This is a genomic window from Streptomyces sp. S4.7, assembly GCF_010384365.1.
Taxonomy (GTDB): domain Bacteria; phylum Actinomycetota; class Actinomycetes; order Streptomycetales; family Streptomycetaceae; genus Streptomyces.
This window is the reverse complement of the sequence record NZ_CP048397.1, coordinates 2,810,843-2,825,990: the sequence shown is the minus strand read 5'-3', so window position 1 is coordinate 2,825,990 and position 15,148 is coordinate 2,810,843. Positions and strand designations below refer to the sequence as shown.

General features: G+C 70.6%; 12 protein-coding genes and 1 tRNA gene. 6 read left to right on the top strand and 7 right to left on the bottom strand.

Annotation, left to right across the window (positions count from 1 at the left end; all coding sequences use genetic code 11):
• Positions 1 to 84: 84 nt before the first annotated feature.
• Both SSPS47_RS12325 and SSPS47_RS12320 read right to left on the bottom strand, forming a co-directional pair.
• On the bottom strand, positions 85 to 2,625 hold the full coding sequence (locus SSPS47_RS12325) for an ABC transporter permease (RefSeq protein ID WP_164250968.1): 2,541 nt from the start codon (positions 2,623 to 2,625) through the stop codon (positions 85 to 87).
• Positions 2,626 to 2,780: 155 nt separating this feature from the next.
• Positions 2,781 to 3,548 (bottom strand): ABC transporter ATP-binding protein, encoded by a 768-nt coding sequence (locus SSPS47_RS12320; protein WP_147876843.1) that lies wholly within the window; start codon positions 3,546 to 3,548, stop codon positions 2,781 to 2,783.
• Between the two features lie 427 nt (positions 3,549 to 3,975).
• On the opposite strand from SSPS47_RS12320, the gene SSPS47_RS12315 reads away from it, so the two are divergent.
• A tRNA-Leu gene (locus SSPS47_RS12315) sits at positions 3,976 to 4,059 on the top strand.
• Positions 4,060 to 4,494: 435 nt separating this feature from the next.
• Positions 4,495 to 5,385, top strand: a complete 891-nt coding sequence (locus SSPS47_RS12310) for a Bax inhibitor-1/YccA family protein (RefSeq protein WP_147876842.1) — start codon at positions 4,495 to 4,497, stop codon at positions 5,383 to 5,385.
• Between the two features lie 130 nt (positions 5,386 to 5,515).
• Here the strand turns inward: SSPS47_RS12310 and SSPS47_RS12305 are convergent, their stop codons facing one another.
• The gene (locus tag SSPS47_RS12305; protein ID WP_078079724.1) at positions 5,516 to 5,746 is read right to left on the bottom strand and encodes a DUF4287 domain-containing protein; all 231 of its coding nucleotides are present in this window, start codon (positions 5,744 to 5,746) and stop codon (positions 5,516 to 5,518) included.
• Between the two features lie 101 nt (positions 5,747 to 5,847).
• On the opposite strand from SSPS47_RS12305, the gene SSPS47_RS12300 reads away from it, so the two are divergent.
• Positions 5,848 to 6,180: a hypothetical protein gene (locus tag SSPS47_RS12300; protein ID WP_147876841.1), complete on the top strand. Its 333-nt coding sequence runs from the start codon at positions 5,848 to 5,850 to the stop codon at positions 6,178 to 6,180.
• On the opposite strand, the gene SSPS47_RS12295 is transcribed toward SSPS47_RS12300, so the two are convergent.
• The 3 genes from SSPS47_RS12295 to SSPS47_RS12285 form a co-directional block, all read right to left on the bottom strand.
• Positions 6,164 to 7,264 (bottom strand): hypothetical protein, encoded by a 1,101-nt coding sequence (locus tag SSPS47_RS12295; RefSeq protein ID WP_203557827.1) that lies wholly within the window; start codon positions 7,262 to 7,264, stop codon positions 6,164 to 6,166. The genes SSPS47_RS12300 and SSPS47_RS12295 overlap by 17 nt on opposite strands.
• Before the next feature lie 421 nt (positions 7,265 to 7,685).
• Entirely contained in the window at positions 7,686 to 8,906 is a 1,221-nt protein-coding gene (locus tag SSPS47_RS12290) for an acetyl-CoA C-acetyltransferase (protein ID WP_164250966.1), read from the bottom strand.
• A 260-nt stretch (positions 8,907 to 9,166) separates the two neighbouring features.
• The gene (locus SSPS47_RS12285; RefSeq protein WP_164254534.1) at positions 9,167 to 10,177 is read right to left on the bottom strand and encodes an SGNH/GDSL hydrolase family protein; all 1,011 of its coding nucleotides are present in this window, start codon (positions 10,175 to 10,177) and stop codon (positions 9,167 to 9,169) included.
• A 189-nt stretch (positions 10,178 to 10,366) separates the two neighbouring features.
• On the opposite strand from SSPS47_RS12285, the gene SSPS47_RS12280 reads away from it, so the two are divergent.
• On the top strand, positions 10,367 to 11,764 hold the full coding sequence (locus tag SSPS47_RS12280) for a cystathionine beta-synthase (protein WP_164250964.1): 1,398 nt from the start codon (positions 10,367 to 10,369) through the stop codon (positions 11,762 to 11,764).
• Positions 11,765 to 12,095: 331 nt separating this feature from the next.
• Here SSPS47_RS12280 and SSPS47_RS12275 read toward each other — a convergent pair whose 3' ends face one another.
• Positions 12,096 to 12,521: a hypothetical protein gene (locus SSPS47_RS12275; RefSeq protein WP_164250957.1), complete on the bottom strand. Its 426-nt coding sequence runs from the start codon at positions 12,519 to 12,521 to the stop codon at positions 12,096 to 12,098.
• Positions 12,522 to 12,713: 192 nt separating this feature from the next.
• Here SSPS47_RS12275 and SSPS47_RS12270 point away from each other — a divergent pair, with 192 nt between their 5' ends.
• On the top strand, positions 12,714 to 14,282 hold the full coding sequence (locus SSPS47_RS12270) for an aromatic amino acid ammonia-lyase (protein ID WP_164250955.1): 1,569 nt from the start codon (positions 12,714 to 12,716) through the stop codon (positions 14,280 to 14,282).
• Positions 14,279 to 15,115, top strand: a complete 837-nt coding sequence (locus tag SSPS47_RS12265; protein ID WP_164250952.1) for a MurR/RpiR family transcriptional regulator — start codon at positions 14,279 to 14,281, stop codon at positions 15,113 to 15,115. The genes SSPS47_RS12270 and SSPS47_RS12265 overlap by 4 nt, the downstream gene beginning before the upstream one ends.
• Positions 15,116 to 15,148: the final 33 nt, after the last annotated feature.

Below are 15,148 nucleotides of genomic sequence, written 5' to 3'. Positions count from 1 at the left end.
CCGGGCGACCCGTGCGCCCACGCGCGGGCGCCGGGCGGGCCGCGTGTACGCGGCCCGCCCGGCGCCCGGTGACAGAGCCCGCACTCACTCCGTCTTGATCGCCGTCAGCATGTTCAGCCTCGCCGCGCTGCGCGCCGGCCAGAGCGCGGCCAGCACACCCACCAGCCCCGCGAGCACCAGGAAGATCCCGATCCGCTCCCACGGCAGGACCAGCACATAGCCGGGGATCGACGAGCGGATCGTCTCGCCGATGGCCCAGGCCAGGAACGTACCGAGCCCGACCCCGACCAGCGCGCCGAACACCGAGATCACCACGGCCTCCAGCCGGATCATGCGCTTGACCCTGCGGCGGTCCAGACCGATGGCCCGCAGCATGCCGATCTCCTGCTGACGCTCGAAGACGGACATCGCGAGGGTGTTGACGACACCGAGCACCGCGATGATCAGCGCCATCCCCAGCAGCCCGTACATGATGTTCAGCGCGGTGTTGATCATGCCGCCGAACATGTTCCTGATGTCCTGCTGGTCGGAGACGCTGATCGCGGGGTTGTCGCCGAGCGCGTTCACCAGGGCCAGTTCGTTGGCCTCGGTCATGCCGCCGTCCATCGCCACGTACACCTCGGGCGTGTACGGCTTCGCCTCGTGCGGCCCCACCAGATCGGTCGAGATCAGGACCGGGGAGACGAACTCGTTGGCCTCGTACGTGGCGCCGATCTTCAGCCGCGCCTTCTTGTCGTCCTGGTACTTCACCGAGACGGTGTCACCGGTCTTCAGTCCCCGGGACTTAGCGGTGTCCGAGGCCATCGCGATCGCGTCACCGCTCAGCGAGTCCAGCGAACCGCTCTCCGTCTTCAGCGCGAGGACCCGCTGGATGTCCCCGGGGGTCACCGCCGAGGCGGAGCTGTCCTCGCCCTTGATCTCCAGGTACGACGCCCGCTGCGGGGAGACCGCGCTGACGCCCGGCGCCTTCTCCAGGGCCTCGACCGCCGACTCGTCGAGGCCGCCGCCGCTGGCCATCGTGACCATGTAGTCGGCCTTGATGTTGTCGGTGGTCATCTTGTCGATGGCCTGACCGAGCGTCACACCGATGACGGTCAGACCGGTGACCAGCGTGAGACCGATCGCCAGCGCGGAGGCGGTGGCGCCGGTACGGCGCGGGTTGCGCGCCGCGTTCTGCCCGGCCAGCTTGCCGGCGACGCCGTACAGACGGTTCAGCAGCGGCTGTACGAGCGCGATGACCGGGCGCGACAGCAGCGGGATCAGCACGATGATGCCGACGAGCGAGAAGAAGGCGCCGCCGCCGATGAGCAGCTTGCCGTCCTTCCCCACCGAGGCGCCCGCGATGATCCCCGCGGCGCCGATGAGCGTGAGCACGGCCCCGATCGAGTTGCGCAGGACGAGCGACTTCGCCGTGGCCACGGCGTGCACGCTGCTCATGGCGGCGACCGGCGGGATCTTGGCGGCCCGGCGGGCGGGCAGCCAGGCGGCGATCAGGGTGATCACCACGCCGACACCGAAGGCGGCGGCGACGGCGACCGGCGTGATCATCAGCGGTCCGGCGGGCACCTTCGCACCGAAGGACCCCATGGCCGAACGCAGTCCGACGGCGAGACCGAGACCGAGGACGAAGCCGACGGCGGACGCGAAGAGACCCACGACCAGAGCCTCGAGCATCACCGAACGCTTGACCTGGCGGCGCGAGGCGCCGACGGCGCGCAGCAGCGCCAGCTCCTTGGTGCGCTGGGCGACGAGCATGGTGAAGGTGTTGGAGATCAGGAAGATGCCGACGAAGAGCGCGATGGCCGCGAAGGCGAGCAGCATCTGGTTGATGCCGCTGAGCTGACGCTCGATCTGGTCGGCCTGCTCGGCGGCCAGCTGGGTGCCGGTCTGTGCCTCGGCGTCCTCGGGCAGCAGCGGCTCGACCGCGTCGAGGATCTTCGCGTCGGACGCGCCGGGCGCCGCCTTGACGGTGGCGTCCTGGAAGAAGCCGGGCTCCAGGTAGAGCTTCTGGGCGACCGCCGTCTCGAAGAGCACCAGGCTGCCGCCCGCGTTGACCGCGCCGTCCTCGGTGGTGAAGATGCCGGCGAGGGTGTACTCCTTCACCGGCCCGTTGGTCGAGACCCGTACGGGCTTGCCGACCTCGTACTCACCGCGGGACGCGGTGGACTTGTCGAGCGCGATCTCACCGGCCTTCGTGGGGCCCGCCCCGTCGGTGAAGTCGTAGGCGGCGTCCTTGCCGTCCTCGCCCGGGGAGAAGTTGGTGCCGGTGTTGGACCAGCCGTTGCCGATGAGCTTGCCGTCCGGGTCGGCCACGCCGGCGAAGCCGTCGACCCGGCCGGTGACGGAGGCGACTCCGTCGATGGCGCCGATCTTGTCGAGGGTCTTCGGGCTGAGTCCCGGCTCCGGCTTCTTCCCGTCGGAGCGCGTCTCGTTGGAGGCGTAGCTGGAGACGGAGACGGCTACGTCCTTGTAGCTCTTGGCCGACTGTTTGTTGAAGGCGTTGCCGAGGGTGTCGGTGAAGACCAGCGTGCCGGAGACGAAGGCCACGCCGAGCATCACGGCGAGCACGGTCATCAGCAGCCGGGCCTTGTGCGCGAGCACGGTGCGCAAAGCGGTACGGAACATGGTGGGAGTCCAGGTGAAGTGGGCAGGGCGAACGGACGGCGGAGCCGCGTGAGGGCAGGGCGGACCGACCGCGGTGGAGTGCGGGATCGGCCGCGGTGGAGGAGGGACGGCCGCGCCGGCCGGCGCGGGGCGTCAGGGGTGCCGGACGTCCGGCGTCAGCTCGTACGGCCCTTGGAGTCGAAGGCCTTCATGCGGTCGAGCACACCCTCGGCGGTGGGGTTCTGCATCTCGTCGACGATCCGGCCGTCGGCGAGGAAGATCACGCGGTCCGCGTACGAGGCGGCCACCGGGTCGTGCGTCACCATGACGACGGTCTGGCCCAGCTCCCGCACGGAGTTGCGCATGAAGCCCAGGACCTCGGCGCCGGCCCGTGAGTCCAGGTTTCCGGTCGGTTCGTCGCCGAAGATGATCTCGGGCCGGGAGGCCAGCGCGCGGGCGACGGCCACGCGCTGCTGCTGGCCGCCGGAGAGCGCGGTGGGACGGTGGTGGAGCCGGTCCTTGAGGCCGATCATCGTGATGACGTTGTCCAGCCACTGCTTGTCGGGCTTACGGCCCGCGATGTCCATGGGGAGCGTGATGTTCTCCAGGGCCGTCAGCGTCGGCAGCAGGTTGAACGCCTGGAAGATGAAGCCGATCTTGTCCCGGCGGAGCTGGGTGAGCTGTTTGTCCTTGAGCGTGCCGAGCTCGGTGTCGCCGATGCGCACCGAGCCGCTGCTGAAGCTGTCGAGCCCGGCCACGCAGTGCATCAGGGTCGACTTGCCGGACCCGGAGGGGCCCATGATCGCGGTGAACTGGCCCTGCCGGAAGTCGACGGTGACCTGGTCGAGGGCCACGACCTGCGTCTCGCCCTGCCCGTAGACCTTGGACAAGGCGGAGGCGTGGGCCGCCACGGCGCTGGCGCGGAGGAGAGGCATGGTCGTCACGGGTTGGGCTCCTGTCGGGGTGCATGGGGTGGAATGACTTCATCCTCTCCGCCGTCCGGCGCCGAGTCGTCACTCCGCATGCCCGTTCCCGTGGCCCTCTCGGGTCGGACCGCGACGCCGCTCCGTCCTCCTTCGGTATGACGTCGACCCTTACTCATGTCATCCGGTCGTCGGGCTGTCGCCTGAACGACGGCTCCGCGCAATCCGTGTGCGGGGAGTGGCGAATAGTAGACAGAGAGCGGCGACTTTCCGTCATATCCCGAGGGTCGTATCAAGACCTTCGTCCTGCTTCCGGCATGTGCCGATGGCGTGTTACCAGGGCTGACACACCCTCAGGTGCCAATAAAATCAGACAGGATCGTCCAGGTGCTCGGCTGCCCGAGGGGTCCTCCCGGATAGGCTCGTAAGCCAACGCGGAGCCGCGTACGCCCGGATGGTGGAATGCAGACACGGCGAGCTTAAACCTCGCTGCCCCAAATGGGGCGTACCGGTTCAAGTCCGGTTCCGGGCACACTCTCTGAACGTGTGCTGACCTGCGAAGATCGATTCTTCCCCACTTTTTCTGCCTTTGAGGCGCAGTGCTGCTGAAACGTGCCTGCAGATCGGCCCGTTCGCTCAACTCGTTTGAAATGTAGAGCTTTTGACGAAGAGTCAGCTTCAAATCGCGACGAACTCCCAGCTCAGACCCTTGATCATCTTGTCGAGTGCGCGTCAATCCGCTGAATCCGCTGCTCCGGCCCGGTGGTCGGCGGGAGCGCTCTCCGAAGATCCCCGGAGAGTCGCGGACGCGCCATCCGACGACACTCCGGGCCGGCCCCCGACCCCGGTCCCGGCACCCCCGCGTCACGATCGAGGAAAGATCCTCCTGGGGCACTAGGGTGTTCCCTTTGCTCCCGCATTACTCTTGTGCCAAGGCCGCGCAGGGTGGCCGCCATGGAGGAGTGAGATGAGGAGCAGTAACCCGGTCTTCTCGCGACGGGGCTTCAGCCGCGACAACGGCCAAGCGGGCTTCAACGCGGCGCCGCAGGCCGGGGGCCCCGCCGTAGGAACCACGCAGAACCCGTACGCGACCAACCCGTACGCCACCAACCCCTACGCCCCGCAGACCGACGGTCAGTACGGCGGCGCCGGACCGCAGGCGCCCGCACGCGCCGGGGTCATGACGATCGACGACGTCGTGACGCGCACCGCGTCGACGCTCGGCACGGTCGTCCTCACCGCCGTCCTCGCCTGGGTCCTGCTCCCGGTCGACCAGGACAACGTCGGCAAGTCGTACGGCATCGCCATCGGCGCGGCCCTCGTGGCCCTGGTCCTGGCGCTGGTCCAGTCGTTCAAGCGCAAGCCGGTCCCGGCGCTGATCCTGGGCTACGCCGCGTTCGAGGGCGTCTTCCTCGGCGTCATCAGCAGCGCGGTGAGCACGTACCTCTCGCCGGGCGTGGTCGTCCAGGCGGTGATGGGCACGATGGCGGTCTTCGCCGGTGTGCTGATCGCCTACAAGATGCGCTGGATCCGCGTCACGCGCCGTTTCTACGGCTTCGTGATGGCCGCCGCGATGGGTTTCGTACTCCTCATGGTCGCCAACCTGCTGTTCAGCGTCTTCGGCGGCGGTGACGGCCTCGGCTTCCGCAGCGGCGGCCTCGGCATCCTCTTCGGTGTGATCGGCATCATCCTCGGCGCGTGCTTCCTGGCGCTCGACTTCAAGCAGGTCGAGGACGGCGTCACGTACGGCGCGCCGCGCGAGGAGTCCTGGATGGCGGCCTTCGGCCTCACCATGACGCTGGTGTGGATCTACCTGGAGATGCTGCGCCTCTTCTCGATCCTGAGCGGCAACGACTAGCCGGTGCGATGACCTGGCGCCGGACGGGCCGCGGCACATGCGGCCCGTCCGGCGATCGAGGACAACGCGGTTACGACGGAGGGGTCCACGGGCAACAGCCCGTGGACCCCTCCGTCGTGTCGGCCGGGTCTCAGCCGAGGCGGCGCGCCGCCCGCCTCAGATCGTGCTCGTGGATGATCGCCTTCGCGTGCCCGTACGCGAGGTCGTGCTCGCCGCGGAGCCAGGCGACCTTCTCGTCGAAACGGACGAGGGCGGGGCCTTCGTCGACCGTGCGGAGCCAGTCGGAGATCTCGCGACCGGTGCAGTGTGGGATGCGGGACAGCAGGTTGCGATGGGTCTCTTCGGAGAAAACAAGGGACATCGGCGCCTCCGGACGCTGCTTCACGTACTGGTCCTTCACGTCACCGTGCCTGAGCGTTCGTCCGTTGGCAACAGTCCGGCAAGGGCGCGTAGGGTCGCGGCGTGCTTGATACGACGCGCCTGACCGCCGCCGTGGACCGATTCGCCGACCGTCTGCGGGCAGCCCCGCAGAGCAGGTTGCAGCGAGGGGCCGCGGCCGAAGGGCTGGCTCTGGCCAGGGAGCTGTCCGCGACGGCCCAGCGCCTGGAAGCGGTGGACGGCGGCCCACCGGAGCCGCCGAGGATCATGCCGGACGTCGGGGTCTTCGTCGTCGCCGATCAACTCACCGTCGCGGCGGGTGATTTGGCCGAGGCACTGAGAACGGCCCCATCCGTGGCGGAACTGGACGAGGCCGTAAGGGCGGTGGAGCGGGCGGTGGCTAGAGCGAAGCTATGACCCGGTCCGCGAGAATGTAGATGTGGTCGTCGGCGGCGCTCTCACCCGTCGCTTCCATGTTCCCGGCGCTGTCGGCGTCTTCCGCGCCGGTGTTCACGCCACAGGAGAACGTGAGGGCGTACGCCCCCGAGATGCCCGAGCCGCCCAGCAGGAACGGCGTACCGCCGTCGCGCAGCGCGTCCGCGAGGCGTTCGGCGGTCTCGCGGTGGCCCGGGGTCATGCAGAGCGTCGTACCGTCCGTGAAGACGTACACGTCCAGTGTGCCCAGCGGGCCGGGGCGGACGTCGGCGAGCGCGGTACGGGCGTCGGCCAGCTCTTCGAGCCGCGCGACCGTCCGCTCGTGGTCGGTGACGACCGGGGTGCGGACCGGAACGAAGTCCGGATGCGAGGGGTGCCTGCGGCGGGCCGCGGCCAGCTCCGGGGAGTCCTCGGCGAACTCACCGACCTCGCTGACCTCACCGACCTCGCTCACCTCGCTCACCTCGCTCAGCTCCGGCAGTCCGTCGTAGTCCCCGAGGGCGTCCAGGTCGTCCAGGTTGTCGAAGCCGGCGAGACCCGCGGCGTCGTGGTGGTCGTCCAGTTCGCCGCGCTCGCGCAGCTCGGCGAGTTCCGCCAGCTCCGTGAGGTCGTCGTAGTCGTCGTCCGTGGCCCGGCGGGCCCGGTCGGCCCGGTCGAGGGCGTCGAGGTCCAGCGCCTCCAGGCCTACGAAGTCGGCCTGGCGCGGTACGTAGAACGGCCCGTCGTCGGTACCGGAGCCGGCGAGGCCGCCCAGCAGCGACGGTGCGTCACCCGCGTCGCGTGCCTCCTGCGCGGCCCAGAAGGCCCGCGCCTCGGCCAGCTCCCGCTCGCGCTCCTCGGCCAGTGCCTCGGCCACCGCGAGCCGTATGTCCTCGGTGGACGCGGCGGGGGCCGGAGCCGATTCGCCGGAGCGTGCCTGCGGGACGGCGGCGTGGCCGCCCGTATTGGCCAGGGACAGTTCGCCGCGCAGGGCCGTGACCTCCCGCCGCAGCCCATGAGCGGCGTGCAGGGCGGCGACGCCCACGGCCGTGGCGGCGGCCGTGGTAAGCAGCAGGGCAATAGACATGACGCTCACTGACTTACTCCCGGTCTTCAATGGTCCCCCGACTTCCTACATCAGCTTGTCGTGGGGGCGCGCACGTCGGCAGTGCATTACGTCATGAATTGGACAGGTCTTTCGGCCTTAGGGCCGGCCTCAATACTGCCGTGACCAGCGTAAATGGGTCTCCCCCAGGACGTAGGTCACATCCTGGGGGAGATTGAGTCACGACTGGGGCTCGTCGGGGTTCGGTGCGGCCGCTCGGTGTTCTTGGTCGCGTTCGCTTCGCCGGCGCTGTGGGCAGGTGCTGCCCTCGTTCCTCGGGCCGCCCCTACCCTCCGCTCCGGCTCAGCTCAGCCGCTCGGTGTTCTTGGTCGCGTTCGCTTCGCCGGCGCTGTGGGCAGGTGCTGCCCTCGTTCCTCGGGCCGCCCCTACCCTCCGCTCCGGCTCAGCTCAGCCGCTCGATGACCATCGCCATGCCCTGGCCGCCGCCGACGCACATGGTCTCCAGGCCGAACTGCTTGTCGTGGAACTGGAGCCCGTTGATGAGCGTGCCCGTGATCCGCGCGCCCGTCATGCCGAAGGGGTGGCCGACGGCGATCGCGCCGCCGTTGACGTTCAGCTTGTCGAGGTCGACGCCGAGGTCCCGGTAGGAGGGGATGACCTGCGCGGCGAACGCCTCGTTGATCTCCACCAGGTCGATGTCGCCGATGCCGAGGCCCGCGCGGCGCAGCGCCTGCTTGCTGGCCTCGACCGGGCCGTACCCCATGATCTCCGGCGAGAGGCCGGAGACTCCGGTGGAGACGATCCGGGCCAGCGGGGTGAGGCCCAGCTCGCGCGCCTTGGTGTCCGACATGATCACCAGCGCGGCGGCGCCGTCGTTGAGCGGGCAGCAGTTGCCGGCGGTGACCAGTCCGTCGGGCCGGAAAACGGGCTTGAGGCCCTGGGTGCCCTCCAGGGTGACGCCCGCGCGGGGGCCGTCGTCCTTGGCCACGACGGTGCCGTCGGGCGTGGTGACGGGGGTGATCTCGCGCTCCCAGAAGCCGTTCTTGATGGCTTCCTCGGCGAGATTCTGGGACCGCACGCCGAACTCGTCCATGTCGCGCCGGGTGATGCCCTTGAGGCGGGCCAGGTTCTCGGCGGTCTGGCCCATCGCGATGTACGCGTCGGGGAGCAGGCCGTCCTCGCGCGGGTCGTGCCAGCCCGCGCCCTCGGAGGCGGCGACGGTGGCCGTACGGGCCTCGGCGTCGGCGAAGACCGGGTTGTGGGTGCCGGGCATGCCGTCGCTGGAGCCGTTGACGGAGCGGGACACCATCTCGACACCGGCCGAGATGAAGACGTCGCCCTCGCCGGCCTTGATGGCGTGCAGCGCCATCCGGGAGGTCTGGAGCGAGGAGGAACAGTAACGGGTGATCGTGCAGCCGGGGAGGTGGTCCATCCCCATCTGTACGGCGACGATCCTGCCCAGGTTGTGCCCCTGCTCGCCGCCGGGGAGGCCGCAGCCGAGCATCAGGTCGTCGATGTCGTGGGGATCGAGCTCGGGGATCTTGGCGAGCGCGGCCTGGATGATGGTGGCGGTCAGGTCGTCGGGCCGCAGCTCCTTCAGGGAGCCCTTGAAGGCCCGGCCGATGGGGGAGCGGGCGGCAGAGACGATCACGGCTTCGGGCATCACGGCTCCAGAGGGGCGGGTGCGGTACGGCGGTAGTGCCGTCTGGTGAAGTTACCCGCACGTACGGCCCGGGTCACCGGGCCGGACGTGTGACGAGTGCCGCATCCGGGCTCCGCCCGGTCGCGGGTTCTGTCCTCGATCGCCGGGCGGGCTGAGAACGCGGCCCGGTCGGCGATCGAGGACGGGCGCTGCCCACGAGCCGCGCGACCCGGCCCCGGCACCGGCTGCCCCTGGGCCGGGCCGGGAAGCGCGGTCGCGCGTCATGTGCGGTTGGCGTCCTCCTTGGAAGGCGGCGGCGCGGCCGGCTCCGTCTGGGTCGGCTCGGGCTCCGGCAGGCGCCGGCGCCTGCGGTGCTTGAGCAGGGCCCACGGCGCCCGCGCCCCCGTGACCTCCGTACCCGCCTCGGCCGCCGCCTCCGCCGCCGCCTTCGCCACCGGCAGCATGTCCTCGTCACGCGAGGAGTCCAGATGGTCCGTCTCCGGCCACAGACCGAGCACCGCGCACAGCGTCGGCAGGACGGCCATCGCCGCCGTCGCGTACCCCTCCGTCGACGGGTGGTAGTTGTCGGCCCCGAACATCTCCCGGGGATTCGCCTCGAACTCCGGACCCAGCAGATCGCCGAGCGAGACCGTACGGGCTCCCTGCTCGACCGCCACGATCGTCTGGGCCGCCGCGAGCTGCCTGCTCACCCGGCGGGCCAGCCAGCGCAGCGGCTGGTACACCGGCTCGATCGTCCCCAGATCGGGGCATGTGCCGACGACCACCTCCGCGCCCGCCGTCCGCAGTCTCCGCACCGCCGTCGCGAGACAGCGGACCGAGGCGGTGGCCGACATCCGGTGGGTGACGTCGTTCGCGCCGACGATGATCACACACACGTCCGGGGTCCGGAAGGTGTCCGAGAGCAGCAGCGTGACCTGGCGTTCCAGATCGTCCGACTGCGCCCCCGGCTGCGCCACGTTCCGCAGGTCGACCGGGCGCTCCGCCACCGCCGCCAGGCCCGAGGCGAGGAGCGCTCCCGGTGTCTGGCCCGCCCGCCGCACGCCCTGACCGGCCGCCGTGGAATCACCGAGGATGCCCATCCGCAGCGGGTCGGTGTGTCCGTACGCCAGTCCGTACCAGCCGTTGCCACGGGGCGGGATCGGCGCCGTACCGCCGCCCACCGACCGTTTCGCCAGCTGGACCTCGGCCAGGACGAGCCCCACCCCCGCCGCTCCCAGCAGACCGACGCTCCCGCCGCCGAAGGCGGCCCCTGCCGCGATCCGCCGTGCCACCCTCGCTCTCGACACAGTCCGGGTCACCTCCCTCTAGTCCCGCCAGACCCTCTGGCCGTTCACACGATGTAGCGGTCCGCACACCGGGATAAGACCAGCAAGAGGTAATTGCCCCGTAACGGGCGTGGCCCAATCTCTTCCGCGTACGCATACGCTGGCCGGACCATCACGGAGACCCCGGAGACAACGGTGCAATTCCACGACTCGATGATCAGTCTGGTTGGCAATACCCCGCTGCTGAAGCTGGGCAATGTGACCTCGGGCATCCAGGCGACAGTCCTGGCCAAGGTCGAATACTTCAATCCGGGCGGTTCGGTGAAGGACCGGATCGCCCTGCGCATGATCGAGGCAGCGGAGGAGAGCGGCGAACTCCGGCCCGGTGGCACCATCGTCGAACCGACGAGCGGCAACACCGGCGTCGGGCTGGCGATCGTGGCCCAGCAGAAGGGCTACCACTGCATTTTCGTCTGCCCCGACAAAGTCTCCACGGACAAGATCAACGTGCTGCGGGCGTACGGCGCCGACGTCGTCGTCTGCCCCACGGCGGTCGATCCCGAGCACCCCGACTCGTACTACAACGTCTCCGACCGGCTGGTACGTGAGACTCCGGGCGCCTGGAAGCCGGACCAGTACAGCAACCCGAACAACCCGCGCTCGCACTACGAGACCACCGGTCCCGAACTGTGGGAGCAGACGGACGGGCGGATCACCCACTTCGTGACCGGTATCGGCACGGGCGGCACGATCAGTGGCACCGGCCGCTATCTGAAGGAGGTCAGCGAGGGGCGCGTCACGGTCGTCGGCGCCGACCCCGAGGGATCCGTCTACTCCGGCGGCTCGGGCCGGCCGTATCTGGTCGAGGGCGTCGGCGAGGACTTCTGGCCGAGCGCGTACGACCGGACCGTCACCGACGAGATCGTCGCCGTGTCCGACAAGGACTCCTTCCAGATGACGCGCCGCCTCGCCAAGGAGGAGGGCCTGCTCGTCGGCGGCTCCTGCGGCATGGCGGTCGTGGCGGCGCTGCGGGTCGCGGAGCGGCTCGGCCCCGACGACGTGGTGGTCGTGCTGCTGCCCGACAGCGGCCGGGGCTACCTCAGCAAGATCTTCAACGACGAGTGGATGAACGACTACGGCTTTCTGGAGCAGCCCGGGGACGCCCCGAGGGTCGGTGACGTCCTGCGGTACAAGGAGGGCGGCGGCCTCCCCTCCCTGGTGCACATGCACCCCGAGGAGACGGTCGGCCAGGCGATCGAGGTCCTGCGCGAGTACGGCGTCTCGCAGATGCCGATCGTGAAGCCCGGCGCCGGCCACCCGGACGTCATGGCGGCCGAGGTCATCGGCTCCGTCGTGGAGCGCGAACTGCTCGACGCGCTCTTCGCCCAGCGCGCCTCGCTCGGGGACCCGCTGGACAAGCACATGTCGGGTCCGCTGCCGCAGGTCGGCTCCGGCGAGCCCGTGGCCGACCTGATGACCGCGCTGAGCGGTGCCAACGCCGCCGCGGCGGCGATCGTGCTGGTGGAGGGGAAGCCGACGGGAGTGGTGAGCCGTCAGGACCTCCTGGCGTTCCTCGCGAAGGACGCCAAGTAGGACCGTGCGGGCCTTCGTGAAAGTGGTACCGGCGCGACATCCACGCGCAGCACGCACTTAACACGGCTCGGCCACAGTAGTTGTTGTCGGCGTCAGTGATCTCCGGAGCGGCTCCCGGACCCACATGGACGCCAGGACACGGTGCCGGTACTGACCCGGCCCCGGGTCCCTCGCGGGGACCGCCGTCGTCCCGCCCTCCGGAAACGGGGGTGCGGCGGTCCCCGCGACCAATCGTTGGGCATCGGCCGGTCCGCTCGCGGACCGGCCGTCGCGCTGCCCGGCCGACCGGGCACGCCCTGTCCCCCCGAACAGGGCCTGCGAAGACGTCGTTCTAGTCCTCCCAGTCGGACGATTGCCTCGACTCGCGCGAGCGCCTGCGCGCCCAGGGCACCCCGCCGCCCGCCTGCGCCACGTTCACCCCGACGATGCCGAGCCAGGCCACGCACAGACCGGCGAAGTCGGCCTGCACCACGGCTATCGCGGAGAGCGGGATGGCCAGCACAAGCGAGATGACGCCGAAGCCGTAGCGCGCCGCGAACGTCTCCTCGGCGCTGCGCGGGCGCGCACCGCGGGCGACGACCATCTGCTGTTCGGCGAGCTGACGCCGGGCACGGCGGTCGGTCGTACCGTCGAGGCGCTGATCGAGCTTCTCCATGAAGGACTCGATGAGTGCGGACTCGTACTCCGGCCCCAGCTCTCGGCGGGCCTGAAGGGTGGCGTCGAGCTCCTTCTTGAGCTCAGGGTCGCGGGCTTCCATGAGCACAACGGTACGAAGCCGACGGCCCCCGGAACAGTGGGGCTATCCCCCCTCTTTACCTGCGGGGTCCCTCAGGCCGGCGTCCCCGCGCTCTTTGCGGGGACAGCTCTTGCCGGGCTGCATATCGTCATGCAGAGTTCTCGTTGACTGAATAGTTTGCCGATGCCCGGAGTCCCGAGGAGGGCGACACACATGCCGGACGACCGTGCCGCCGTCGCCGTACACCCCGCCCTCGTCGTCCTCGACGGACAGAGCCTCCCCGTCGCCGACATCGTCCGGCTGGCCGACGGGATCGCCCGGCCCGTGCCCGGCACCGACGCCATGAAGCGGGTCGAGCAGTCCTGGCACACCGCGCGTGAACTCGCCGCCTCCGGGCGGGTGTACGGACGCTCCACCGGCGTCGGTGCCAACCGCACCGAGGCTGTCCCCTCCGACGCCGCCGCCGACCACGGACTGCGGCTGCTGCGCAGCCACGCGGGTGCCATCGGGCGTCCGCTGCCCGCCCGTGAGGTCCGTGCCATGCTCGCGGTACGGGCCAACCAGCTCCTCGCCGGCGGCGCCGGACTGCGCCCCACCGTCGTCACCGCACTCTGCGACGCCCTGACCTCCGGCGCGCACCCGGTCGTCAACGAGTTCGGCTCGGTCGGCACCGGCGACATCGCCGCCCTCTCCCAGCTGGGCCTCGCACTCGTCGGTGAACACCCCTGGCAGGGCGGCCCGCCGCCCGAGGCGCAGCCCCTCGACAACAACGACGCGCTCGCCCTCATCAGCAGCAACGCGCTGACACTCGGTCAGGCCGCCCTCGCGCTGGATGAGTTGGGGCGTCTCATCGCCGCCACCGAACTCGTCGCCGCGCTCTCGCTGCTCGCCGTCGACGGCAGCTACGAGGCGTACGCCGAACCGGTCCACGCCGCGCGCCCGCACCCCGGCTCGTACGCCGTCGCCACCCGGATGCGGCACATCCTCGGCGCCCCCGGGCGCCCCACCCCGCCGCTCGGCCGCATCCAGGACCCGTACGGCTTCCGCTGCGTCCCGCAGATCCACGGACCGGCGCGGGACGCCGCCGACGCGCTGGAGAGGGCGCTCGCCGTCGAGATCAACTCGGCCGCCGAGAACCCGCTGATCTGTCCCGGCACGGACGACGACCTGGCGCCCGCCGCGTACCACCACGGCGGTTTCTACCTCGCCCAACTCGCGCTCGCCCTGGACCACTTCAGGCTCGCGGTCGTCCAGACCGCGCGGCTGTCCACCTCCCGGCTCTCCGCGCTGAACGAACCCGGCTTCAACCGGCTGCGCCCCTTTCTCGCCGACGCCGAGCCCGCGAGTTCCGGCGTGATGATCCTGGAGTACGCGGCCGGGGCCGCCCTCGGTGACCTGCGCGCCTTCTCCGCGCCGGCCTCGCTCGGACACGCGGTACTGTCCCGTGGCGTGGAGGAGCAGGCCAGCTTCGCCTCGCTGGCCGCGCGGCAGACACTGCGGGCGTGCGAGGCGTACCGTCTCGTCGTCGGGTGCGAACTCGTGGCCGCCGTAAGGGCGTTGCGCCAGCGGGGGCTGCGGCCCGAGGCCGAACTGCCCGTGGGCAGGGCCTTCGTCCTCGCCGAGTCCGTGCTGGAGGCGGAGATCGCCGACCGGCCGCTGACCGACGACGTGACGGCGGCGACGATGCTGCTGGACCAACTCGCCACCACGGCGGACGACATGACACCTGTGAGCGCGGTGGGTGGCACCGGCACGACAGGCACCACAAGGGGGATCGCGTGAGCGACAGTCCGGCCGCCCGGCTCCAGCAGCTGTTCGAGGGCCACCGGCTCACCCCCACCCAGCGGCGCATCGCGCACAGCATGGTGCGCCGGGCCGCCGACGCGCCGTTCCTGTCCAGCGTCGAGCTGGCGGACCTCGCCGGTGTCAGCCAGCCCTCGGTGACGCGTTTCGCCGTCGCGCTCGGCTTCGACGGCTACCCGGCGCTGCGCAGGCATCTGCGGGAGGTCGCGCCCGCCGGCCGGGCGGCGGGCGCCTCCGAGTACAACGAGTACCAGCAGGCCGTGCACGCGGAGTTGGAGAACCTGCGCCAGCTCGCCGATCTGCTCGCCGACCCGGGCCCGGTCGAACGGGCCGGCCGCGTACTCGCCGCGTCCACCCCGCTGCCCGTCCTCGGTCTGCGCGCCGCGTCCGCCCAGGCCACCGGCTTCGCCTACTTCGCCGCCAAGGTCCACCCCGACATCCGGCTCCTCGACGAGGGCGGCACGATGCTCGCCGACCGGCTCGACGCGGCGCGCCGTGCCGGTGCGAGCGCGCTGCTCTGCTTCGCGCTGCCGCGCCATCCCAAGGAGGTCGTGGAGGCGCTGGACCACGCGCGCGGGTCCGGACTGTTCGTGGTCACCGTCGCCGACTCGGCGTTCGCGCCCGTCGCGGCCCACAGCGACCTGCTGATCCCGGCGGCCGTCGGCACGGGCCTCGCCTTCGACACGGCGTGCGCGCCGATGCTCCTGGGACGGGTGCTGCTGGAGGCGATGTGCGACGGTCTGCCGGACGCGCAGGCGCGCCTGGAGGACTTCGACGTACGGGCCGCCGCCCGGGGCCTGTTCGTCGAATAGGGCCCTCCGCCTTCGGCGTTCTCAGGAAATGCT

Bases quoted from the DNA above. Each gene is read 5' to 3' on its own strand.
- SSPS47_RS12325 (WP_164250968.1), bottom strand. From the start codon at position 2,625: ATGTTCCGTACCGCTTTGCGCACCGTGCTCGCGCACAAGGCCCGGCTG.
- SSPS47_RS12310 (WP_147876842.1), top strand. From the start codon at position 4,495: ATGAGGAGCAGTAACCCGGTCTTCTCGCGACGGGGCTTCAGCCGCGAC.
- SSPS47_RS12305 (WP_078079724.1), bottom strand. From the start codon at position 5,746: ATGTCCCTTGTTTTCTCCGAAGAGACCCATCGCAACCTGCTGTCCCGC.
- SSPS47_RS12295 (WP_203557827.1), bottom strand. From the start codon at position 7,264: ATGTCTATTGCCCTGCTGCTTACCACGGCCGCCGCCACGGCCGTGGGC.
- SSPS47_RS12290 (WP_164250966.1), bottom strand. From the start codon at position 8,906: ATGCCCGAAGCCGTGATCGTCTCTGCCGCCCGCTCCCCCATCGGCCGG.
- SSPS47_RS12275 (WP_164250957.1), bottom strand. From the start codon at position 12,521: ATGGAAGCCCGCGACCCTGAGCTCAAGAAGGAGCTCGACGCCACCCTT.
- SSPS47_RS12270 (WP_164250955.1), top strand. From the start codon at position 12,714: ATGCCGGACGACCGTGCCGCCGTCGCCGTACACCCCGCCCTCGTCGTC.